The organism is Pseudoteredinibacter isoporae (assembly GCF_011602085.1).
In the GTDB taxonomy this organism is placed as follows: domain Bacteria; phylum Pseudomonadota; class Gammaproteobacteria; order Pseudomonadales; family Cellvibrionaceae; genus Pseudoteredinibacter; species Pseudoteredinibacter isoporae.
Window position 1 is genome coordinate 543,659 of sequence record NZ_JAAONY010000003.1, and the last position, 23,569, is coordinate 567,227.

Sequence of the window (23,569 nt, forward strand, 5' to 3'; positions counted from 1 at the left end):
TGCGGCTTTCTTTTTTGCTTAAACCTCTTACCAGACATCCTAATAAGATACTGATTTTATTGAAATTTACCCAAACATGCTCAGCCATCAGTATTTTTGCTGCGATTGGCAAGGTATTTGCATTTTCCCTAAATACTCAACAGCGTTTGCAGAAAGTCGTTAAGAAATTGGCACTGTAGCAAAACGCTTGAATTAGAATTGGGAAGGCTAAATTGTGACACAAGCAGCGATAAGGCAGACCCCGTCCAGGGCACAAAGCGAACATCATACCGAGCTGAATCTCAGTCACGGGCAATGGAGAATTCTCAACAAGCTTTTGAGAAAATCTTCCGATTGTTACGGCGAGAGTCTGGCACCGGGAATCTCACAACAAAAGGTCGCTCAGTTACGCCAGCGTTGTCGGGAGTATTGCAAAAATATTTTGCATATCTACCCCCAGTGCGCGGATGCTCTTGCCCTACTCTCACGTATCGCTCTGGATTGTAATGAGCTGAGGAAAGCCAAGAAGTTTATCCGCCAAGCCCTACAGTATGCCCCCAATGCCAGCGTCTGCTGGTTTAGCCTGGGCCACGTATATCTGGCCGAAAACGAACACGAGAAAGCCCGTGAATGCTTTCAGAAAACAGTAAAGCTCGAACCCAGCCACTTCCGGGCGAAGGCGGCTTATGCTTACAGCTGCTTCCATCAAGGGGAAATCGTCAGCGCCTTCAACATCTATAAGCGCCTGATTCATCAAAACCCTGATGATCCCCATGTTAAAAGTAATCTGTTTGCCTGTTTAAAGCAGCTGACTGCGGACACGGATACTCCGGAACTCGACGAGCAGCTGCGGTTCTATCTGGGTCTGGAAGATGTCGACCACAGTGACCTATCACGTCTGATTGCGTCTTTGCTGGCGCACCGCTACCAGCTAAGTGACAAAAACAGCCAAGTCGATATTGCCCAGCTGAGCAAGGACACACTTTATCTACAGGCCCTTAAGGTCGTCATTTTCAGTTCGGATTTGATTGAGGATTTGAACAGTTCGGTTAGACAGCATTTGTTGTTTGCCCGGCGTTGCAATCTCGACGAATTGAATTTGAAGATTTGCCTCGCGATCCAGGCCTTTAACAATGAACATGTTATGGCTTACGACGACAGTGAGCGTCTGGTTTTGGAAGGCCGAATCCAGCAATCTGAATTGATTCTCCAGCATAAAGAGCTGGACCAGCAGCAACAGCTGACTCTGCTGGATAACTGGGTCAGTCTGGTGATGTACGAGCCCAGCAGCTGTTTTCCCAGTTTATATAACGGCGCCATGCTCAATCATATGATTGATACGGCTTCAGCAATTAATACCGGCGGCGCCCTGCTGACGAATCTCGGACAACTGCTGAAGTTGTGCTTCAGTCAGGCGGAAAAAGAAATTCGCATCGAAAGCCTTGGCACCATCAGCGATAGCGTATCTTGCCGAGTCAAAGCTCAATACGAGGAAAACCCTTATCCTCGTTGGCTGGCTCTGCCCTATCAAACGCCAACAGAATATCAGCAGGCTCTGGACACCGCTCTGCCCGAGCATGGTTTTGTCCCCAAACAGCAAGGGCAAACCCTCCAGGTTTTAGTGGCCGGCAGCGGCACGGGTAAGCACGCCCTACAGTGTGCGCGTTATTTCAGAAACACTCAGGTAACCGCGATTGACATCAGTCATGCCAGTTTGGCTTACGCCAAGGTGAAAGCGGATCAATATCAGCTAAACAATATCGAATTTCTTCAAGCGGACATTCTGGAATTACAAAATATCAAGAAGCGCTTCGATATTATTGAATGCAGCGGCGTACTGCATCATATGAATTCTCCCCAGGAAGGCGCCAGAGTTCTAAAACAGCTGCTCAGGCCTGGCGGTATTATGAAAATCGGCTTGTACAGCGAACGGGCTCGCTCTGAAGTTGTAATGTGTCGCGAAATGATTGCAGAACAGCAACTGCAAAGTCGTCCGAAAGATATGCGCGAACTGAGAAGGCAAATTCTCTCTCGCCCGGAACAATGGCCTGCTGTATTGTCATCACCAGATTTCTATAGCCTGAGCGGCTGCCGTGATCTTCTGTTTCATGAGCAGGAGCACCGATTTACACCACTGCAAATCGAGGCCTTTTGTGAAGATCTGGACATGGAGTTTCTTGGTTTTGTTCGGGTACCAGCCAAACACTATCAGACCTATCGCAAGACTTACCCTCTCGATGAACGCATGCGCAACCTGGGCTACTGGGAAGCCTACGAAGAGAGAAACCCATTAACCTTCGGTGGCATGTACCAGTTTTACGTACGCAACTGAACAGCAGCAAGCAATAGCATCGAAATATCTGCAGTTTGTTCTTGAGTGTTTCGACAAAGAAGAATGTTTGTTTTCGACACAGCCGCCTTATTCAGGCGGCTTTTTTATGTCTTGAAGGTAGGTGTCGGAGACAGATATATAAACAGAAATTTATCGTAGACTGTTGAACAAAGAGAGACCCGCAATTTTCACATAGCTTTGCTGAGCCGCCTGCAATACGAAAGATTCAAAAGACAATTGACTGCTTGCCTGGGCAAAATCCAGATCACGAATATCCGACAGCAACTCAGTACTGACCAGCTTCAAATCTTCATGCAGCTTTCGGGTACTGTCCATGGTATTCAGACGTGCACCTATTTCGGCACGAGTTTCCAGAATGCTGTTTTCAGCGGATTTTAAGTTGTTAATGGAATCTTCAATCAGCTGATTATAGGCTTTCTTGTCTTCATCCGAGGTGCCCAGTGTTTCCAGGCCATAAATCAAACGACTGACACTGGTCAGCAAACCCTGGTTTTCAGACGATTCAATCAGAAAAGTATCACCGGTATTAGGATTGCCTTCGATCTGCACCTGAACGCCGTTGATTTCGATGGGCTTGCCCGAGATGAAGGGCTGGTTTTCCTTCAGTACACGCCCATCGGATTTGGAGATGATATTGAAGTTTGCCTGTGCTGGCAGCCCTACCAGCGTACGCTCATCAGGATTTTGAAACTCAATAATAATATCTTCCGGATAAAATTCATCGTAGGCCTCCTGATCAACAACAACACCCACCGAAACCGTCGCCGGAGGAACCGCGGTATTGCTATCGCTGGCCAGCGTTGTAAAGGTATTTTGAGCACTTTTGATATCCACAAAAATGTCTTTACCTGAATCACTTGCTGGAATACTTACCGTATTGGAAATCTGAATATAACGTTGACCTTCATCGCCTTCAAACAAGAAGTTTCGATTACCGGTATCCACAAAAGGCTCGGTATTGCCTTTGTAACCTGCAAACAAGTACTCACCGGAAGTGTCTTTGGTGTTCATCAGGTTTTTCAGCTCATCAAGGCGCTGCTTTAATTCCGCTGCGATGGCTTCCTTATCCGACTGAATCAGAGCACCGTTACCGGCCTGGGTAGTCAACTCGCGCACACGAATCAAGGTATCGTTAACGGTTTTTAGCGTCGCCTCTTCCAGCTTGGCCCGATTTTCCAACAGATTAATATCTTTGATGTACTGATCGCGTGAATCCAATTCTCGTTGCAAATCCAGAATCTTGGCGGCATTCACCGGGTCATCCGAAGGCTGGAGAATACGTGTACCGGCCGAGATTTGGCTTTGGGTCTTACCCACCTGCCCGGTTAAATCGACAATTCGATTCACACTGGTGGTAAAGGTTTGAATAGATGATATACGCATAATCTCAACCTACGTTATCGGAAGATGCCGAGTAAGGTATCAAATGTCTGCCTTGATACATTGATGATCTGGGAAGAAGCGTTATAAATTTGCTCAAACTTAATTAAGTTGGCCGCTTCTTCATCAAGGTTCACTGCGGAAATGCTGTTCCTCTGGCTCACGGCCTGCTCATGCACTACCTTGGCAGCATCGCGATTGCTTTTTGCCTCAAAGGTTTCAGTCGCAATTTTTTCCACAATTTGGGAATAAGCCTGCTGGAAGCTCGCCTGTCCACCAACGGTTTGTTGGTCCATTAGCTGAATCAATGCCTGGGCATTGCGGTTATCCGAACTGCCATCGGTATTGAAATCGACTGTGAATTTATCGCCCTTGTCCGGGTTCCCGCTGATGTTTAATCCATACCCCATAAAGGCAGGCTGGGCACTGCTGCTCTGGGAAAAGAAGTTACCCCGCGAGGCCGCGTCCGTTCCCAGCGTGTAACCGTCTTCCATGGTTACGGATACCTGCCCCGCAAAGGTCAGGGCCTGAACGTTACCCGCACCGACACCGTTTACCTGAAGAATATCATCGGGACGCTGAGTGCCCTGCGCAACCGCAGCCGCTAAACCCAGGGGGTCTGCACCTAACGGGCCAGTCACCCGAAGACGGGTGGCCATATCATTATCAACAGTGTCAAAACGAATAGTGCCATCGGGGTTTTGAGCGACCGTGACCTTGCCGGCCTCACCAAAGGCCTTATCGACTTGTGTCTGCACATGCTCCAACAGCAGCTTGGTATCGCTGAAGCTGCCTTCCAACTCAACGGTACGAGGATTACTGGCCCCAGCAGGACCATCAAACAGATCCAGACTGAAACTGTTCGGACCACCAGCATTAAAGTTCACGGGATTGTTAACGTTCACAGTGCCCAATGCTGAAGCCGGTGCTTTCCCTTTGAATTCAACACTGTCACCGGTGCCACCCTCGACCTGGAATTTCAAGTCCACGCCTTGATTGGAATATACCTTTACACTTTTACCATCACTCACAGCGCGTATGCCCTGCGCCTGCAGATTACCGTCCGTATTAATCGCATCAGCCAGATAATCATTGGTCATCGGAGAAGGCAATGTTCCCAATAGATTGGGCTGGGAAAGTGTCAGTTGTTTTCCATTCAAATAAAATTCGAAATCAGTACCGACTCCGTTATCCTGAACATTAAATTCCGCGTAACTGGACGCCGTCGCACTCACACCGTCGGCTTCACTCAGCAAGGCCGCTGCCGCTTGCGCCGACTGTCCCTGTGGAATCACCAACTTCTGGTTATCAATACTGCCATTGTCCAAAGTCCGCGAAATGGTGATCACCTCATCCACAATGGCATTGGGTGCTTCGGTACCGATTGGCCCCGATACCACTTCATTTGCCATAGGAGTACGAGCGGCATTGAAGCCATCGCTGATCATAAAGGTCTGGCCATCGTTACCGGGCAGGATTTCATTGCTGATGCCCGGTGTGAACTTGAGGTTTTCCAATGGGGGAACCAGACTTATCGGATTTGACGGATCGGTATTGTCCAAAACATCGTAGGAAGTTTCCGACGTAAACTGAATCAGCAAGGGCGGTGCCAACGCACCCGACTTTTGAAAGGTCGGTAACAATTCGCCGGTTTTCGGGTCCACCGCCGATACCACATTACCTTTGGAAATACTGCCATTGCCGGTATTTCCCGAAGAGGTACCGGTCACAATTGGTTGCGCAAAGGCCAGGCCATCCGCCTGAATACCCGTTAAGCTGATATTGCCTGCGCCATTGTGGGTGGGCTTGATAATAAACCTGTCGCCATTGCTGAAGTTGCCGCTTTCCAGGGTGATTTTAAAACCATCCATTTCAATGGTCTGGGGGAAAACGCCATCAAGACCTCCGGTTTTTACCACCGAGCCTTTGCTGTCCAGAATTTCAAAAACGCTGGGAGCACCGCCGGTTAAGCGCATCTCAAAGTTATCGGCACTGAGTTTACTGGTATCGGTAATTTCAACACTGATGATGCGATCGTTTGGCGACTCATTCTCAACGTGATAGGCCACGCGTGACAACACCGATTCGCGATCGTTGATATCACGGAATAAGTCCGAACCGTAATGCCCTTCCAGATCCAAACCACCCGCTTGAATGCGATTCATGGTGTCGGAAATGGTAATGGCCATTCGACCCAGTTCATTGATGGCCGGATCGAGAAAGTTCTTGCGATACTCCAACAATCCGCCCATTTTGCCACCGGTGACATCCTGGGTAATGGTTTTCAGAGTCGCGCCATCTTGAATCACCAGATCCGCACGCGAGGGGTCCGCTTTACCCTGAATGGTACGCAGTTCATACGTCGTCGCACCGACTACCAGGCTTTGGCCATTACCGAAAAATACATTCGCGCTGCCATCATTCTCATTCACCACCGACACATTCACCAGACTGGAGAGCTCTTTCATCAACTCATCGCGCTGGTCGAATAAACTGTTGGGGCCTTGAATGCTGGCACTTCCGCTGGATTCCACAATCTGCTTATTCAAAGTACCGATGGCGTTCGCGAGAATATTGATTTGTTGAGTGATGCTTTCCAGTTCATCGTTAATCCCGGAAGCAATATCCGACATGGTTTTATCCAGGGTATTAAATCGCTCAGCCAGAATTCGACTCTGGGCCAGAACCGACTCCCGCGCCGGCAGGGATGCAGGATCATCCGATGCGGTTGCCACAGAGGCCGTAAAGGTATTCAACACTTCGGACATGGCACTGGACTTGTTAGCTAACAGATTGTCCAGGTGGGAAAGCTTATTGGAATATTCATCCAAGTGACTGTAGGTTGAGCCACTGACACGGACTTGTTCGATAACAAACTGATTGACGACCCGCTCAATATCAATGGCTTTGGCACCAGTACCAATATAACCCGCCGAGGTCAGGAAACTGTCCTGTGTCGCCACATCGACACGCTGGCGGCTATAGCCAGGCGTATTGGCATTGGTAATATTATTACCGGTGGTATTTAATTGGTTTTGGCTGACCTGTAAGCCGGTACGTCCAATATTTAAAAGTCCGTTGCTCATAATCTATTCCACTTCAAGTCGCACTATTTATCCAGCAACTTAAATTCTTGACGCTGCAGGATCTGCTTAATCTTGTCAGCGTAGTTAGGATCAGTCGCATAACCGGCTTGCTGCAATTGCTCTGCAAAACTTCCGGCATCTTTACCCTCAGCCAAGGCGCTTTCATAGCGCTGATTTTCTTTCAACAAACGCGCATAGTCGTTGAAGCTTTCTTGAATATTGTTGTATTTTCTAAATTCCGCTTTTTCCTGAACAGCCTGTCCATTGCGGTACTCAAGCGTGTTCACAGCAACGCTGGGCTCTCCACCACGCGCTTTGATATTAAACAGATTAAAACTGCTTTGGCCTCGATCATCCTGAATGATGTGCTGGCCCCAACCCGTTTCCAATGCCGCCTGGGCGATAATGCCTTTGGCTTCAACACCCAGATAATTCGCGATGCGTTTAGCCGCTGGTGCCAACTGCTCGATAAAGTTCTCAATACTGTTGGCCATCGACTGAGTCAAACCGCCTTGAACCTCACGAGCCTTATTGGCGCCAGCGTCAATGAATGCTCGACGTGCTTCTGCAGCGTGTTCCATCTTGATGCGCATAGCTGCCAGATCGATTCCCTCAAAGGCTGAACCACGAGTAACGGCCTGCCAATTAATGTCGCCCTGGAATTGATTGCTCGAATTGAGCTGACCTGTGTGGGAAGTCATGGAACTGCCCAATCGTTGGTCGCCACCTTCCCCAGCGTTTTCTCCACGAGAAAAGTTGTACTGGCGATTCATCTGTTGAAAGAAGGCATCCGCAAGGCCCAGTCCACGGCCATTGCTCAAGGACAAACTCATTTGGTCATCGAGCATTCCTTGATACAGCGCCGTTTCGCTGCTGTTAAGAAAATTATCCTTGCCAAAAACTTCATTGGTCTGGCGCATGGTTTTCAACATGGTTTGGATGAACATCGCTTCAAACTGTTGAGCCACTTTGCGCAGGGATTCAGGGTCTTTGTCCCGCCCGGCCTGCTTAATGGAATTCAGGGAGTTCAGGTCGTTATAGTTAACCCCTGCATTGGCCAGACTGGGGCGAGATAAGGTATCGAGATTTTTCATTAAATCACCACCAGTTCTGCTTTCAGAGCACCGGACTGTTTCAGGGCTTCCAGTATTGCCATCAAATCGCCTGGCGCAGCGCCCACGTTATTAACGGCGCGAACAATATCTTCCAGTGAGGGTCCAGGCGCAAATTTGAACATCGGATTGTCTTCTTCCTCGATAGACACCTGACTGTCAGGCACCACAGCCGTGGTCCCCGCCGCCAGACCATTGGGCTGACTGACTTCAACACTTTCCGATACCGTAACAGTCAAGTTGCCATGGGTTACGGCAACCGGATCTACTTTCACATGTTTACCCACAACAATGGTGCCCGTACGGGAATTGATGATGACTTTGGCCGCCTCTTCACCTGGTGTAACCTCAAGGTTTTCCAGCATAGAGAGGTAACTAACACGCTGAGAAGGATTAATCGGTGCATCCACTTCTACCGACGTAGAATCCATAGGCCGTGCAACACCCGGCCCCAGGGTTGTATTGATGACATCGGCCACACGTTTTGCCGTAGTAAAATCTGAACGCTTCAAATGAAACACCAGTGGTTGACCGCTGTTGAAATTACTGGGCACTTCACGCTCAACAATTGCCCCGCTGGGGATACGACCTGCAACCGGAACATTTACAGTAATGCGTGAACCATCGGCGCCTTCAGCACCAAAACCACCAACCACCAAATTACCCTGTGCCAGGGCGTAGATATTTCCATCCACACCTTTCAAAGGGGCCATCAATAAGCTGCCACCTCGCAGGCTATTGGCGTTACCCAATGAGGATACCGTGACATCAATAGTCTGGCCGGGTTTGGCAAAAGGCGGCAATTCGGCATGAATCGCTACGGCGGCAACATTTTTCAAGGTCACACGCTCGCCTTCCGGTACGGTGACACCAAATTGTTTCATCATGCTGAGGAAAGACTGGGTGGTGAAAGGTGTCTGGTTGGTCTGGTCACCGGTTCCATCCAAACCGACCACCAAGCCATAACCTACCAATTGGTTGCTGCGTACGCCCGCAACCGACGCCAAGTCCTTAATACGATCCGCTAATGAAAGCGGGCTAACAAGACTCAGCAACAATAAACAGCAAATGTGTTTCATAAACTTGATACCTAAACCCATCAGAACGGCCAATATTCACTGTTAAAGAATCGCGATAACCAACCCATTTTGGTGGAGTTCGCGACGACGCCCTGTCCACTGTAAGTGATTCGGGCATTGGCCAGTTTGGTGGAAGCGACCGTATTGTTCGGCGTAATGTCATCAGGGCGCAGTATGCCGCTGATACGGATGTACTCATCACCCTGGTTCAGGGTCATCCACTTTTCGCCGCGCACCAACAAATTTCCATTGCTTTGCACACCGGAAACCGTCACCGTAATACTGCCGCTCAAGCTGTTATTTTGTTCCGCATCACCGTTGCCACTAAAATTACGTTTGCCAACCAGGTCGGTTAACAAGCTCAAATTGGATGCTGAAATATTACTGCCCAGAATCGTGCCTACCCCACCCTGAGCTTCCTGGATATCAACGGTATTTTCCTTCTTGGTCACAACACTGGAGGATTTTGTAGAGGTCGTTCTTTCCGAAAGAATGATTTCAATAATGTCACCGACACGATGGGCTTTACGATCGTTATACAAAGCCAAACCAGCGCCTTCGCGATACAAAGAACCTGCAGTCGGCGCCGGCAGCGGCGCAGGCACATCGTGTGCGGGCGCGAAAGCCGCTTCACCCGGTTGAACGGGCTGCTGAATAACGCAGGCGCTCAAACTGAAACTCGCCGCCATAATGGCGAAGCAGCGATTGATCATGTTCAGGTTTTTCTTATTCATAACGCGATCCAGGCTCTGGGATTAAATATTCTGAGAAACAAACTGCAGCATCTGATCTGCCGTGGAAACCACCTTTGAATTCATTTCATAAACCCGTTGGGTGGTGATCATATTGACCATCTCTTCCACGATGTCCACATTGGAGTTTTCCAAGCTTCCTTGTTGCAGAGAACCCATACCGTTCTGGCCGGGAATGGAATTAATCGGATCACCACTGGCTGCGGTTTGATAGAACATATTGCTGCCGATTGCCTGCAAACCCGCAGGGTTCACAAAATCCACCAGCTGAATGTTGCCCAACTGCTGGCCATTCACCTGACCATCGGTATAAGCCGTGACAACACCATCTGTGCCGATTGTTACTCGATTGGTCCCCTGGGGGATGGTAATCGCCGGCTCAAGCAACAAGCCGTTAACATCGGTAACCTGGCCATCGCGGTTCAAACTGAATTGTCCATTACGGGTGTAGGCAACATCACCATTCGGTTGAACAATCTGGAAAAAACCTCGGCCGTTAATCGCAACATCCAGAGTCTGGTCCGTGACCTGCAAGCTGCCTTCAGTAAACTCCTTACTGGTACCCGCAACACGCACACCGGCACCCAATTGCAAACCCGAAGGTAACTGGGTGTCGACGGTAGACTGACCACCCGGCTGGCGCTGGATTTGGTACAGAAGATCTTCAAACACCGCCCGATCACGTTTAAAACCAATGGTTGATGCATTCGACAAGTTATTGGAAATGGTGGTCAGCTGCTTATCTTGTGCGGCCAAACCGGTTTTACTGACATAAAGAGCTGCGTGCATAATGTTACCTATTCTTTTTCGCTGTTAAGCAAACCGTACAAGATGATTAAGAGCTTTGGAGCAGTCGTGCAGACGCTTCCGAATTTTCTTTCACAGTGCGCATCATTTTGACCTGCACTTCGTACTGGCGGGCCAGGCTGAGCAAATCCGTAAACTCTTCAACCGGGTTTACATTGCTGGCTTCGATATAACCCGACTGCAAACGAAGATTGACATCCGCATCGCGAGTGGCGCCTTCCAAACCGCCCTCGCGCAAACGCACCAGACCGTCCTCAAACTTTTCCAAATCCTGATGATCAATACTCACCATTTTGATGCGATCGATCTGAACCGGTTGATCAACACCCTGCCCTAATAGCACGGCAGAGATGGTTCCGTCCGAAGCAATCTCGATCTTTTCCGCGGGCGGAATCGCAATAAAACCGCCATCACCTAAAACCGGGTGCCCCGCACTGTTGCGTAAAATGCCATTGATATCGATGCTCAGGGCACCATCCCGGCTATAGGCCTCGGTACCATCGGGTGCACTGATCGCAAAAAAGCCTTCGCCATTCATGGCGATATCCAGCTCACGTCCGGTGTAATCGATAGGGCCAGGACGAAAATCGGTACCGGGATTTTCCGTAAGTGAAAACACTCGGCTGGGATGCCCTTCGCCGTAGTAAACCGCCATGCTGCGAGCCTGGGTGAAGTCAGCGCGGAAACCCTGAGTATTGGCATTAGCCAAGTTATTGGCGTGATTGCTCTGTGCCAACATATTGTTTTTGGCGCCGGTCATGGCGGTAAAAAGCGCTCTATCCATTGCTATCTCTCTGCTGTGGCGGCAAATAAGCCCCTGAAAACATCATCGGGAAAGCGTCACTCAATCGACACTCTTGCCGCATTTACTCACGTACACGGATAACTGCAAATGGAATGCCAGAACTGAAACAGAAAGGACCAACTAATGAAAACTACTTAAAATTCAATTAGATAGAGAGGAAAGGTAAGGTTTGAAAATACGATCGAATTCGCTTGAAATGCAACAGAGACCTTAAAAAGCAATGGCGGCAAAGCCCCTAGGCAATGCTTTGCCGCCACTGTCATTAGCGTAAATTGATGATGGTTTGAGTTACCTGGTTAGCCGTTTCAATGGTTTTGGCATTGGCCTGATAATTTCGCTGGGCAATGATCAGGTCCACCAGCTCCGTGGATAAATCCACATTGGAATCTTCCAGTGCCGATGCCGTTACCGAACCCAGGCCACCACTTTTGGGGGAAGAAATGCTCGGCACGCCAGAGTCAAAACTCTCAGCCCACATGGTGTTGCCCTGGGGCTGCAAACCTTGATTATTGGTAAAGTTGGCCAGAGCCACCTGCCCTAAAGCCTCGGATTCCTGGTTGCTGAAGCGCGCAAAGATAATGCCCTCTTCACTGATGGTCAGACCGGTAAGACGTCCGGTGGCAAAACCATCCTGATCCACCGACTTCACCGTAAATTTGTCACCAAACTGGCTGGACTTACTCATATCAATAGTGAAGTTTGATGTGGTCGATGGCTGGGGCACCGGCGCAACACCACCTTCCAATACGGGCAGAGGTTTCAAAGTGCCCAAAGGCTGACCCTGCGCATCCAACGGTGTCCAGTTGGAAATCAACACATCGTCCGACAGAGCCGTGTTGAAGTCACCATTTTCCTTAAAGTGTAAATCAAACTCTGCACGGGTTGGTTCTTTGTTCTGCGGCGCTGGCAATGAGGTATCTGGATCGCCCACTTCTTTTCCATCGATGGTCACTACCATTTTCCAGTGGTTAGGCGAGCTGCCCGCTACTGCCGGATCGTACTTCTGCTTAATGAAGTACTGGTTCATAGTGTGCTCATTACCCAGACTGTCAAAGACTTTAACGGCCGTGGTGTGGTTATAACTCTTCGGGTCATTCGGATCGAAGGGGTTCAACACGACATCAGTAAAGCTGTTGGCGTTAAACGGCTGAAACAGACCCAAAGCCGGAGGATTCAGGTTATTCACTTCATAACCATCTTCCAATTGAATGTCTATTTTGCCGCCTACCACAATGGCATTGCCACCGGCATTGGTTGCGGTTGCGATGGCCAGGCCACCGCCAGTATCAATTTCCAAAATTTGCTCTGGTGCATCCGCGTTACCGATAATTTGCACGGCAGTCTCATCATCACCCCCGGTCAGGGCGAATTTCAAATCGTGACCAATACTGGATTTGATCACCAGATCACCGCCAACAATTTCTGCGCTGATCCCGGACAAACTGGTATCGCTCAAATTATTAATCTGAGTCGCCAAACCGGCCAGGTCATCGGCATCAAGAGCGACATCGTTCAACTCCAACACCATGTTATTACCGGGGTTGTTAAAGTTGGTTGCCGTAATTCTTGCTTCTGTTGACGCCTTGGCGGTAACCCCTGCCAACGCATTCAACTCGGACGAAGTGGCCGCAGCGGTCGCCCACTTGGTGCTGTTGTAGGTAATCGTGCTGCCGTCTGGCCCGACTACATCAATAGACTGGGCGGGATAACCATTATTGACCGCGGGTGCACCGGAGTTATCCGTCGCTGGCAAGGTTGCCAGACCAATTTGGGTTTCATTACCGTTACCATTGTCGATGGTAATCTGGGAAGGTTCACCATCGCGCAGTGCACGGAACTCGATATGGAAATCACCGCCGCCGTCATTCACCGCCACCGCTTGCACGTCAATAGCTGTTTGCGGCAATGTCGGTGAAGAAATCTGCGCGTTAATCACGTTCACCAAAGTGCGCACATCGTTGTAGTTATCGACGTTCGCGGGTAAGCCCTGGGCCGTGCTCAAGTTAATACTCACCGTACCGTTATTGCCGGATTCAGCATTAGCCAAGGTAATATCGAAGGTAATATCATCCGTAGAAAAATCAAAGCCCGCTGCAGGAAAGGCAGTAGATGCACCATCCACCTGGGTTCGGGTCGGGTTTGCAATACCTACCTGGGTTACAGCAACAGAGTTACCATCGGTGGAGAATTTTTTACCGATACGCTCCAGTACCTCTTCATTCGCATCGAGGTTTACACCGGATTCAACAGAGCTGGTTTGTTTGGGCTGTTGCAAACTGGCATCAATGGTGAGATCACTCAAAATACCGTTAGGCTTGCCGCTTTCATCAACGCCGAAACCCTGCAAACGCGCGCCGGAATTGGTGATCACATTCCCTTCGTTATCCAAACCAAAGGTACCCGCACGCGTGTACAATTGCTCGCCCCCCTGATTGACCACGAAGAAGCCGTCACCACTGATCGCCATATCAAGTACATTCGAGGTGCTGTTAATGCTGCCCTGATTAAACTGCTGGGCGGCAGACTGCAAGCTCACACCGGAGCCCGGGCGGTTCAAAGCCGAACCAAATAATTGATTGGAATACACATCGCCAAATTCGGCCCGGGAGTTTTTAAAACCCACCGTACTGGCGTTAGCAATATTATTACCGGTAATCGACAAGTCCGAGTTCGCTGCACGAATACCACTGAGACCAATATTGAATGACGATGACATAATACACTCCTGAAATTTCGCGAAACGGCCGCTTTAGCCGTCTCGCTCTGACAGAGGACAAACATTGCCGCTCTGATCCAAATTCTTTTTTAAACACGTTGTTGTGTAATCGGGTTTCAAAAAACGTGCCCGATTACTGGTTTATTTGTTCAATTTGATCGAAATCGACCGAGCCCATTCCTTTCAAATTTAAAGTCAGTTTATTGTCGGCACCCATGGTTACGCTGCTGACCTGAGCACTCAGAGAGGTATCAAATTGCTCACTGCCATCACCACTGGTGCCGTTCACACGGAAGGTATACTCACCCGGTGGAACACTCTCGTTACTGGACTGCCAATCTAGCAACTGACCGTTAAGTTCAAGCTGTTTGCCGTCCCAGCGGAAGTTATGGTCTCCCGCCGGCAGGCTACCCAACGGAATCTGGTCTACTACGGCACCGGATGGATTAGAAATGGTTAGATGGACTTCACTGGCAGCGGTCTGCATCTTGGCAACACCCGACACCACGCCGTTGGCTGGTAACTGAGTTTGCGACGCTGGTACGGTTACCGATCGACCCACGAGTGACGATGCCTGCAAGGCTTGATTGGATTGGAAGCTGGTCGCAAAACTGTCAAAGCGATTGTTCAAATTATCCAGAGATTCCACGCTACTGAACTGCGCTAGCTGAGCCACAAATTCGCCATTTTCCGTCGGGTTCAACGGACTTTGGTTTTTTAACTGCGCAACCATCAATTCCAAGAACGCATCCTTCCCTAATTCATTATTAGGTTCCGCTGCACCCGTACTTTGCGTCGTTTGGGAAGTGTTCCCAATCACCAGATTCTTTAAGTAGGGATTGTCCTGGATGCTGTTGTTTACCGTACTCATGGTATTTTCCTGTGTCCAACTACGTTACAAATCCGCTTACTGACCGAGGGTCAGAACGCGTTGCACCATTTGTTTGGCCGAGTTCATGACTTCGACGTTGACCTGGAAAGAACGTGAGGCCGAAATCATATTGCTCATCTCTTCCACCACATTGACGTTGGGGTAGTACACATAACCTTCTTCGTCGGATTCAGGGTGATGCGGCTCGTAGCGACGCTGTAACGGCGCATCACTTTCAACAACCCCCATCACCTGTACACCAGCCGCGGCGGGTAAACCGTCGTCCAGCGTATCGAAATCAATGTTCATGGCATCGCGCTGCGCCGCTGCAAATACCGGGTGACGACCGCGATATACCTGATCAATGCTGGCGCTTGCCGATTGAGCATTAGCCAAGTTACTGGCGGTGGTGTTCAAACGAACACTCTGGGCATTCATGCCGGAACCGGAGATGTTAAATACATTATTCAGAGACATGATTATTAATCCTATTCGCCGCGGATGGCCGACATCAGGCCTTTAAATTTGCCATTGAGAAACGTGAAGCTGCTCTGGAATGCCAGGGAGTTTTCCATGTACTTTGCATGTTCCACATGCGCTTCCACCGTATTGCCATCCACCGAAGGCGCCAGTGGATTGCGATACATCAGTTCATCACTGGGGAACATGGTTGCGCCGCCGGAAACGTGTTTGTTATTGCTCACGTTCATTTCCAGACCACGACTCTGACGCTGGTGGGCATTTTGGAGCATGTCCTGAAAATCCACATCGCGAGCTTTGTAATTCGGGGTATCGGCATTTGCCAGATTCTCCGCGATCACTTCGGCACGCTGAGCGCGAATGCGCAGTGCGGAATCGTGAATGCCTAATGCGTTTTGAAAGCTGATGGCCACCTGGGTCTCTCCTGCTTAGCGTTGCCCACCATTGGGCGTTGCTATTCATTTGCCAGTAAAGATTGCAAGAGCTGGGCCAACTACAGAAAATTTACATAAGGTATTGATTTTTATAGGAATTAAAGACTTTAGTACCCTGAGCAATACCTTGAAGAACACAGCAATGAGCGGAAAGAAAAGCAAAGCGGCAAGAGGTTTCCCCTGAGAATCAGGGAGAGGCACAGTTGCTTGCCGCTGGAGGAATTAAGCCTTGAGATCTTTTGCGATGTAACAGATCCCGGGACGGCAGTTGATCATTTCATAGTAATCCTCAACCCCGGTGATACCCTCCGAAGCCCCCAGGAACAGAGTGCCTCCAGGATTCAGGCAGCTGTGAAAGCGTCGTAAAATATCCTGCTTCAGGGCCTGATCAAAATAAATCAGCACATTGCGACAAAAGATAATGTCGAACTTACCCAAAGCTGTGTAACTGCTCATAAGGTTTAAGGTCTGGAAGCTTACACGTCGGCTGATATCAGGGTTCACCCGCCAGCTGTCTTCACCCACTTGGGTGAAATAACGCTGTTTATACTCCGCGCTTAGCCCGCGAGACATCGCCAGGCTGTCATATTCTGCGCGCTGTGCGGCTTTCAGCATGGTTGGGGATATATCACCCGCGACAATCTCCACCGGCATATGAATGCCCTGGGTTTCCTGAACCGACATGCTGATCGAATACGGTTCCTGCCCGGAAGAACAAGCCGCCGACCAGATTCGTATCCGTCCTTGCGAGGTGCCTTTTTTTGTCTGAATCTCCGAGAGCAATCTCTCTCGCAACAAATCAAACGGATAACTGTCCCGCAACCAATAGGTCTCATTGGTCGTCATGGCATCCACAACTTCCAGACGCAATTGCGGCGATAAGCTGGCTCGGCTGATCAGATCAGACAAACTGGACAGCTTATTGTGCTCTAGAATTTGTTTGACTCGCGTTTGCACCAGATACTGCTTATTCTCAGCCAGATGAATTCCGCATTCTGTTTTAAGAAATTCTCGGAACCGCTCAAATACGAGCGTATCTCCCGGTGCTATCGCCAATGCTTCCTCCATCCCCATATACCCTATCAGTACTGGCTACTACAGCCGTGTAAGGGGCATTGTTGTCGTCCGCAATGCCCACATTGGATGTCATCCTTGATTAAGCTTCTTCTACAGTACCTCCGCGAGCGACCACCTGCGTACTGATCCATTTCGCAAGTTCGTTTGGCTCGAATTTCGCCAAAAACTGATTCGCTCCCGATTTTTTCACCAACTCCTCGTTTAACACACCCCCAAGTGAGCTGTGCAACAGGATTGGAATTTGATTAAAACGTTCATCGGCCTTCGCCTTGGTCGCAAAGGTATAACCGTCCATACCTGGCATTTCGATATCACAGACAACGGCATAAATTTCCTGATTCAGATTATGGCCATCCGCCGCTTGCTTAGTGAGGTAATCCAGCGCGTCTTGGCCATTAATTGCCTGTACCGATTCGATATTCATCTTGTCAGCAACGCGCTTGATTTGTTTGCGAGCCACTGCCGAGTCGTCAATGATCATCAGTTTGCGGTCGTGCTCCTCATGCATGATCTCATCAGGCACAATGTCTTCCTGAATTTCTTCGTCGACTGGATTGACTTCATCCAGCACTTTTTCGACATCCATAATCTCAACCAACTTCTCGTCGATTTTCGCAACGGCTGTCAAATAATTGTCCTCACCCACACCGGCAGGTGCTTTTGAAAGGTCACTCCACTGCAACGTCACGATGCGATCGACCGAGTAAACCAAAAAGCCCTGAATCGAACGGCTGTATTCGGTCACAATCAAAAAACGGTCTTCCAGATCGGTCAATTCACCCATTCCAGCCGCCTGGGCTAAATCGATCACCGGAATCGTCTGCCCACGAATGTGAGCACAACCGGGAACACTGTCGTCACTGTTGGGAATACTGTTTAAAGGAGGACAAGGCAAAACCTCTTTCACCTTAAATACATTAATCCCATACAGCTGATCGCCGGTAAGCTTAAACAGCAGAACCTCGATAGTGTTGCCAACTGCACTAATTGCTTCTTTATAAGCTGCTGTAGATCTCGTCATTTTGTATTCCTTCGGAAACTCTGGGTTCAGGTTATCGGTTCAATCATTAGCGCCATATGGGCACACTTATTGCTTTTACTATGGAAAATCGCTCTCTAAAGCCGAAAGTGTCAATTTTCCAACGCCGTTAATACCGCGCTGGAGTGGTACAGCGATTAGCAAAGATAACGGCGGCGTGGAGCAACTCTTTAACGTAAAAATTGATTCGGATTAATGCCATGACATTCCGTCAGCTTCTATATCCCTTTGCACTTGGCAGTACACTCCTGTTCAGTGGACTGACAGCGGCACAACCGGATTACAACTCGGTGCTTAAACAAGAAACCGAGCATTACTTAAAGAAGCAGTACACTGAGCTGTTACAACGGGGTTATGAACGCGTCGATGTGCGGGTAAACGCCGTTGATCGCCGCCTACGACTCACCCCCTGCTCTGCACCGCTTAATTTCGAACAGAGCAATCCGAGCACCCTGCGCAATCAGGCCAGCGTGCGTGTCAGTTGCTCTGCACCTAAGCCCTGGGCCATCTTTATAAGTGCCCGTATTTCAGCTTATGCCAAAATTCTGGTAGCTGCGCAGCCGTTGGTCAGGGGCCAAATCCTCGAAAAAGACGATATTATTCGGCAAAGTAAGGCGGTCAGCCCCAATCACACTCTGTTGCAAGAGCATCAGTTGATTGGACAGCAACTAAAACGCGCCCTTCCCCAAGGTGAAGCCATACGGGCAAATTTCCTGACACCGCCAAGGGTCATTCGCCGAGGCGACAATTTGATCCTGGCGGCGCGATTGGGCAGTGCCAGTGTAAGCACCTCAGCGACGGCCCTGGCAGACGGCAAAGTGGGCGAACAAATTCGAGTAAAAAACAACCGATCTGAGCAAATCGTGAAAGCACGCGTCGTGGCACCGGGTCGGGTGGAGGTCGTACTATAAGGAGCGATTTTCCCCTGTTTACCGGCCCGCAAATTATTTGCAAAAAAAAGCTAAAGATTGCTCTAGAGCGGCCGACAACACAGGTAAGGAAAACTCTCAGTAGAGCAGCTGAGTCCTTTAAGTAACACCTTAACGAGCGAAAAACACGATATATATCAGAGGCTTATTACTATGGTCATCAACTCAAACAACGGCGTTAACAATGCCAATCAGACCAATACCGCACGAGAACGTAATGGCGTAGAACGCAATGCAGAAAGTAACGCCAAGGCCCCGGCTCCCGCACAGGAGAGCAAATTGGGCAACGTGGGAGACAAAGTCATGCTGAGCCCAGAGGCAAAATCCTTTGGCAAGCTGTCAGCAGCAGTTGCAAAAGCCCCTGAAGTTGATAGCGAGAAAGTGGCCAATATCAAGAAGGCCATTGCAGAAGGCAAATTTGAGGTAAACCCTGAGCGTATTGCAGCCAAAATGCTGCAACAGGAAGATTTGTTCGGCTAAGACTCCGTAAACAATTCGTGTTACCTCGTTCAAACTGGTCCGGCTTCGCTCGGCCGGCCAGACATAAAGGATAGTGTTGCGCCAAGCGCATAAGAAAATGCTCTATAGGAGACTTACCATGTCAAACCCGCTCGCCCGAGAAAATCAGAACAAGCGCGCTGCGAGTGCTTCTACTTTGGCTATTGCTGATCTGGTGGATCAAGATCTGACCAGCAGCCTTGCCCTGCTCCATTTGCTGGAAAAGGAACAGGAAGCCCTGCAAGAACGCGATCACGAGTATCTGCGTGAGTTGCTGGAAGAAAAGACGTCTCTGTTGAATACTTTGGACGCCGGCTCGGTACAAAGAGCCGAAATCCTTCGCGAGTTACAACAGCCGAATGATCAGTATGCCTGGGAAAGTTTGATCGATGCGATGGGCGATGCCGATTTGAAAGATCATTGGCAGTCTTTGAAAGATACCATTGCCCAGTGCCAGCAGCTCAACGAAATCAACGGCAAAATTATTGCCCGCAGTCAGCAAACGGTTCAGAGTTTAATGCAGCTGTTGCGCGGTCAGGATGCCAATCAAAACCTCTATACGGCCAGTGGCCAGACCAATAGCTCCGGGTCAATAAACAGCTCAGCCATTCAAGCTTGATCAGGTTTACTTGAACCAGACCTGCTCAGTAGACAAGGTGTCGAGCAGGTCCAGGTCCTCGGGCCGGTCAATATCGCTTAGGGTTTCCAAAAGCTGAACCGAGAGTTTGGAATGATGTATTTTTTCCAGCGTTACTTCCAGTAACTCGGCTTGGCTCCATGGCATGTTTTCAAACAAGGCAGAGAAACCCGCATCACCCAATCCGGCTTTTAATCCCAATAGCACATAACCTCCATCATTGGCCGGCCCAAGCACAATATCACTGCCCGCTTCCAAACAAGCAAAGGCTTGCTCAAGATATAACATGGAAATAAATGGACAGTCGCTGCCAATGATCACCACATTTTGATAATGCGCAAAGGATTGCCTCGCGGCGTCGGCCATTTTATCACCGAGATCACCGCCACATTGACCATGCAGTTTCGGTGCCTGTCGAATGCCCAGAGAAGACAAAGCATCGCGTGCATTTTCAGGGCACCAAAGGTGCTCACTGCCCGCCAACCATAATTGATAATCCCAACGTTTGATGTCATACAGTGTGTTGCAACAATGGCTCAGTAGCTGCTGATGCAAATCGACGCTCTGGGCCTCGCTCAAATGCGGCTGCATCCGTGTTTTCACCTTACCCAACTCAGGCCACTTCGCGAACTGCACCACCACCCGTGTAGATGAGCGCGCTGATGTTGTTGTCTTAGTCATGCGCCGGTGTCCTTAAGATACTTCTCTAATGGCTGCGACGGTTTATCCTGCACTTTACTGAACGAAAAATGCGGATAGTATTTTTTTGCGAGTTTATAGGGACTGACACCCAAACGATACTGAGCACGCAGCCACCACATCAATAACACGGTTTTAAAAACACCGTGCTTTTGCCAGCGCCGGCTGGAAGTCTCCAGCTCGTAATTGAAAGGCAACGGTGCTTTATGTTTGCGCAAGGCATCACTCAGCGCAATATCTTCCATCAGGGGAATATCGGGATAGCCACCCATTCGCTCAAACAAGGACTTTGAAAGGCAGATACCCTGATCCCCTGTTACGCTGCCACTGACTTTTGAACGCCAATTAATTGAGCGCCCGATGACATTGTAGGGAAAGTCCTTGCGGCACAAGGCCAGCTGAAAATAGGCCCAATTGTTTTCATCAGTCAGGGCACTTAACTGATGGACTGGAAAATCTGAGCGAAATCGGGAATCGAGATGCAGAAATAACAGCTTATCTGCACGGGCACAGTGAGCGCCCGCGTTCATTTGTCTCGCCCGCCCTGGTCCCGCTAATACACAAACATCCCAGAGTTCAGAATGAGTTTGCAGCAGCTGATGGCTGTCGTCACGACTATAGCCATCAACCACAATCAACTCTGCGCCATTGTGCCGTAGCGTTTGAAAATGCTCCAGTGAAGCCAATAAATTTCCGGCTTCCTGATAGACAGGAATCACAACCGACAGAAGCGGCCTGTTCCCGGCTTTCTCCGCATCCATTTTCTGATCGCTATTTTTTTCCGGACCGTTGAACTGCTTCACTGTGACCCGCTTACAACGCTCCGCTGCAACTGCTGCCCTGTCCGGCGGTACAACCGTAACAGTGTTCAGCCACTTTGATGGGGATATGTTGCAGGGACAGTCCAAGAAGATCGCGTATATGCATGGGCTGGTCGCTGGCAATCAAAGCATCCTGTTTACGTGAAGCGTGAATCGGCATCTCGAGCATCTGATTAAAATCGCAATCGTATAAATTGCCCTGCCAGTCTACGCTCACCAGTTGGCGACACATAACCCCTGCGAGGTTGTCCTGGCTGAAGTTGTCTTTCAGGAGCTGCAGATAATTCTGGAATTCACCTTTCGCGTGCAGAACTGCACCAAAGCGGCTGATTGGCATATTGGTTATGGTCAGCAGATGATCGAACACAATGCCGTACTGCTCTTTAAGCTCACGTTTATAATCGCGTTCCAGATCACCTTGAGGCGGCGGCAAGAACGCACCACCCGGGTTGTATACCAGGCTCAGGGGTAAACCGTTGCCGTAGCCCAGCTGATTCAGTTTTTGTAGCGCTTCGATGGATTCCTCGAAAACACCCTTTCCCCGCTGGGCATCCACATTTTGTTCCGAGTAACAAGGCAGGGAAGCGCAAACTTCCACCTTCTGTTCGGCGAGAAATTCGGCCAAATCTTCATAACCGGGCTCCAGTAAAATCGTAAGATTACAGCGGTCGATGACAGTGACCTCCAAGGCTCTCGCCGCGCGAACCAGGCGCCGGAACTCAGGGTTCATCTCGGGCGCACCACCGGTTAAATCCAGGCATTGGATTTCGCCCTTCTCAAGCAGTTCAATCACCAGATCGATGGTTTCCGTACTCATCAACTCGGTACGTTTAGGCCCTGCGTTTACATGGCAATGGGTGCAACTCAGATTGCACAAGTACCCCAGGTTCAGCTGCAGAGTGTTGAGTTCCGCACGCCGAATGGCCGGAAAATCGCTGGGGAGTAATAATTCACGGGAATCTTTCAAAATCGTCCTCGTCAGGGTCAGGCCTGTTAATACTTATTTGATTAGGCGATAGCATTGTAACGCCACTGCTTCGCTTCTTGTATTCAGGTTTTCTGTTTTTTCATCATCACCCATTTATTGTATAGGCCGTAATCGCCAAATCCTCACAGAGGTTTCAAATCTGGGGATACAGTTGTTAGAATAGCGCCCCGTTGCCCCCGTAGTTAAATGGATATAATAGGGTCCTCCTAAGACTTAGTTGTTGGTTCGATTCCAGCCGGGGGCGCCAAATTAGGCCCCTAAGCCAACTTATCTCCCCAGTTTAAGCAGCACTATGAACCTCGCTCTGATTCAAGATACTGACATTGTCTCCCGTTCAAGCGATGCGTCGGGTGACGTGCTGTTGGCCTCTTTGACCGGCCGCCAGCATGAGCATATCGTCAATATTCAGAAACTGGGTCCGGGCCGCGAGCTGCAAGTGGGCCTCATCAACGGAAATATGGGCCGAGCAACTATCAGCGCACAGGATGAAAGCAGTACCCACATTGAAGTCTGCTTGACCCTGGCCCCTCCCAAGCCCAATCCGATTACACTGGTACTCGCGCTGCCACGCCCCCTGATGCTCAAGCGTGTTCTGCAGACCGCCACCAGCTTGGGGGTAAAGGACATCCACCTGATTCACAGCAATAAGGTGGAAAAAAGCTATTGGCAATCGCCTCAGCTAAATGATGAAGAGCTGCACGAACAGCTATTATTGGGCCTTGAACAAGGCGTAGACACTGTTCTGCCACACATTCATAAACATCAGCGTTTTCGCCCTTTTGCAGAAGACATTCTGCCGGGCCTGGTTGATGGCAAAAAGGCTTTTGTCGCTCACCCCAGTCCGGATGCCGATACCGCTCAATGCCAACAAGAAGAATGTTATCTTGCTATTGGCCCTGAAGGCGGTTTTACCGAATATGAGGTAGAAAAGTTGCAGGATGCGGGCATGCAGCCTTTGTCTTTGGGGCCCCGGATCTTGCGAGTAGAAACCGCAGTGCCGGTTTTACTGGCCAAGCTCAGTTAGCCG

Annotated in this window: 21 protein-coding genes and 1 tRNA gene; 6 read left to right on the forward strand and 16 right to left on the reverse strand. The window is 49.6% G+C overall.

Features of this window, described 5'->3' with window-relative positions; genetic code table 11:
* Positions 1 to 214: 214 nt before the first annotated feature.
* Entirely contained in the window at positions 215 to 2,311 is a 2,097-nt protein-coding gene (locus G8768_RS18710; protein WP_166847700.1) for a methyltransferase domain-containing protein, read from the forward strand.
* 150 nt (positions 2,312 to 2,461) lie between these two features.
* On the opposite strand, the gene flgL is transcribed toward G8768_RS18710, so the two are convergent.
* From flgL to G8768_RS18775, 13 genes are all read right to left on the reverse strand, one after another.
* Positions 2,462 to 3,715 (reverse strand): flagellar hook-associated protein FlgL, encoded by a 1,254-nt coding sequence (flgL, locus tag G8768_RS18715; RefSeq protein WP_166847696.1) that lies wholly within the window; start codon positions 3,713 to 3,715, stop codon positions 2,462 to 2,464.
* A gap of 14 nt (positions 3,716 to 3,729) precedes the next feature.
* Entirely contained in the window at positions 3,730 to 6,798 is a 3,069-nt protein-coding gene (gene flgK / locus G8768_RS18720; RefSeq protein WP_166847693.1) for a flagellar hook-associated protein FlgK, read from the reverse strand.
* A gap of 23 nt (positions 6,799 to 6,821) precedes the next feature.
* On the reverse strand, positions 6,822 to 7,892 hold the full coding sequence (gene flgJ / locus G8768_RS18725) for a flagellar assembly peptidoglycan hydrolase FlgJ (protein ID WP_166847690.1): 1,071 nt from the start codon (positions 7,890 to 7,892) through the stop codon (positions 6,822 to 6,824).
* Entirely contained in the window at positions 7,892 to 8,989 is a 1,098-nt protein-coding gene (locus G8768_RS18730) for a flagellar basal body P-ring protein FlgI (protein ID WP_184679400.1), read from the reverse strand. Before G8768_RS18730 ends, flgJ begins: the two co-directional genes overlap by 1 nt.
* A gap of 20 nt (positions 8,990 to 9,009) precedes the next feature.
* On the reverse strand, positions 9,010 to 9,723 hold the full coding sequence (flgH, locus tag G8768_RS18735) for a flagellar basal body L-ring protein FlgH (protein WP_243749605.1): 714 nt from the start codon (positions 9,721 to 9,723) through the stop codon (positions 9,010 to 9,012).
* Between the two features lie 21 nt (positions 9,724 to 9,744).
* Positions 9,745 to 10,530, reverse strand: coding sequence for a flagellar basal-body rod protein FlgG (gene flgG, locus G8768_RS18740; protein ID WP_166847686.1), 786 nt, complete (start codon positions 10,528 to 10,530; stop codon positions 9,745 to 9,747).
* 46 nt (positions 10,531 to 10,576) lie between these two features.
* Complete coding sequence (locus tag G8768_RS18745; protein ID WP_166847684.1) at positions 10,577 to 11,332, reverse strand: flagellar basal body rod protein FlgF; 756 nt, start codon at positions 11,330 to 11,332, stop codon at positions 10,577 to 10,579.
* A 283-nt stretch (positions 11,333 to 11,615) separates the two neighbouring features.
* Positions 11,616 to 14,069 (reverse strand): flagellar hook-basal body complex protein, encoded by a 2,454-nt coding sequence (locus tag G8768_RS18750; RefSeq protein WP_166847681.1) that lies wholly within the window; start codon positions 14,067 to 14,069, stop codon positions 11,616 to 11,618.
* A 133-nt stretch (positions 14,070 to 14,202) separates the two neighbouring features.
* The gene (locus G8768_RS18755) at positions 14,203 to 14,940 is read right to left on the reverse strand and encodes a flagellar hook assembly protein FlgD (protein WP_166847678.1); all 738 of its coding nucleotides are present in this window, start codon (positions 14,938 to 14,940) and stop codon (positions 14,203 to 14,205) included.
* A gap of 36 nt (positions 14,941 to 14,976) precedes the next feature.
* A complete protein-coding gene (gene flgC, locus G8768_RS18760; protein ID WP_166847676.1) occupies positions 14,977 to 15,417 on the reverse strand; it encodes a flagellar basal body rod protein FlgC in 441 nt (146 codons plus the stop codon).
* 11 nt (positions 15,418 to 15,428) lie between these two features.
* Positions 15,429 to 15,833 (reverse strand): flagellar basal body rod protein FlgB, encoded by a 405-nt coding sequence (flgB, locus tag G8768_RS18765; RefSeq protein WP_166847673.1) that lies wholly within the window; start codon positions 15,831 to 15,833, stop codon positions 15,429 to 15,431.
* A 243-nt stretch (positions 15,834 to 16,076) separates the two neighbouring features.
* A complete protein-coding gene (locus tag G8768_RS18770) occupies positions 16,077 to 16,922 on the reverse strand; it encodes a CheR family methyltransferase (protein WP_208020263.1) in 846 nt (281 codons plus the stop codon).
* Positions 16,923 to 17,010: 88 nt separating this feature from the next.
* Positions 17,011 to 17,952: a chemotaxis protein gene (locus G8768_RS18775; RefSeq protein ID WP_166847670.1), complete on the reverse strand. Its 942-nt coding sequence runs from the start codon at positions 17,950 to 17,952 to the stop codon at positions 17,011 to 17,013.
* A 218-nt stretch (positions 17,953 to 18,170) separates the two neighbouring features.
* On the opposite strand from G8768_RS18775, the gene flgA reads away from it, so the two are divergent.
* The 3 genes from flgA (at position 18,171) to G8768_RS18790 (ending at position 20,016) form a co-directional block, all read left to right on the forward strand.
* A complete protein-coding gene (gene flgA, locus G8768_RS18780; protein WP_166847667.1) occupies positions 18,171 to 18,881 on the forward strand; it encodes a flagellar basal body P-ring formation chaperone FlgA in 711 nt (236 codons plus the stop codon).
* 171 nt (positions 18,882 to 19,052) lie between these two features.
* Positions 19,053 to 19,379 carry a flagellar biosynthesis anti-sigma factor FlgM gene (flgM, locus tag G8768_RS18785; protein ID WP_166847664.1) on the forward strand — a complete coding sequence of 109 codons (327 nt, stop codon included), beginning with the start codon at positions 19,053 to 19,055 and terminating at the stop codon, positions 19,377 to 19,379.
* Between the two features lie 118 nt (positions 19,380 to 19,497).
* Positions 19,498 to 20,016: a flagella synthesis protein FlgN gene (locus G8768_RS18790; RefSeq protein ID WP_166847661.1), complete on the forward strand. Its 519-nt coding sequence runs from the start codon at positions 19,498 to 19,500 to the stop codon at positions 20,014 to 20,016.
* Between the two features lie 6 nt (positions 20,017 to 20,022).
* On the opposite strand, the gene G8768_RS18795 is transcribed toward G8768_RS18790, so the two are convergent.
* Genes G8768_RS18795 through arsS form a run of 3 tightly spaced genes read right to left on the reverse strand, consistent with a single transcriptional unit; the run spans position 20,023 to position 22,521 of the window.
* Positions 20,023 to 20,715, reverse strand: a complete 693-nt coding sequence (locus G8768_RS18795; protein WP_166847658.1) for a TIGR04282 family arsenosugar biosynthesis glycosyltransferase — start codon at positions 20,713 to 20,715, stop codon at positions 20,023 to 20,025.
* Entirely contained in the window at positions 20,712 to 21,536 is an 825-nt protein-coding gene (locus G8768_RS18800; protein WP_166847655.1) for a TIGR04283 family arsenosugar biosynthesis glycosyltransferase, read from the reverse strand. The genes G8768_RS18795 and G8768_RS18800 overlap by 4 nt, the downstream gene beginning before the upstream one ends.
* A gap of 10 nt (positions 21,537 to 21,546) precedes the next feature.
* The gene (gene arsS, locus G8768_RS18805; protein WP_166847652.1) at positions 21,547 to 22,521 is read right to left on the reverse strand and encodes an arsenosugar biosynthesis radical SAM (seleno)protein ArsS; all 975 of its coding nucleotides are present in this window, start codon (positions 22,519 to 22,521) and stop codon (positions 21,547 to 21,549) included.
* 193 nt (positions 22,522 to 22,714) lie between these two features.
* Here arsS and G8768_RS18810 point away from each other — a divergent pair.
* Both G8768_RS18810 and G8768_RS18815 read left to right on the forward strand, forming a co-directional pair.
* A tRNA-Arg gene (locus G8768_RS18810) sits at positions 22,715 to 22,789 on the forward strand.
* A gap of 45 nt (positions 22,790 to 22,834) precedes the next feature.
* On the forward strand, positions 22,835 to 23,566 hold the full coding sequence (locus tag G8768_RS18815) for a 16S rRNA (uracil(1498)-N(3))-methyltransferase (protein WP_166847649.1): 732 nt from the start codon (positions 22,835 to 22,837) through the stop codon (positions 23,564 to 23,566).
* Positions 23,567 to 23,569 lie beyond the last annotated feature (3 nt).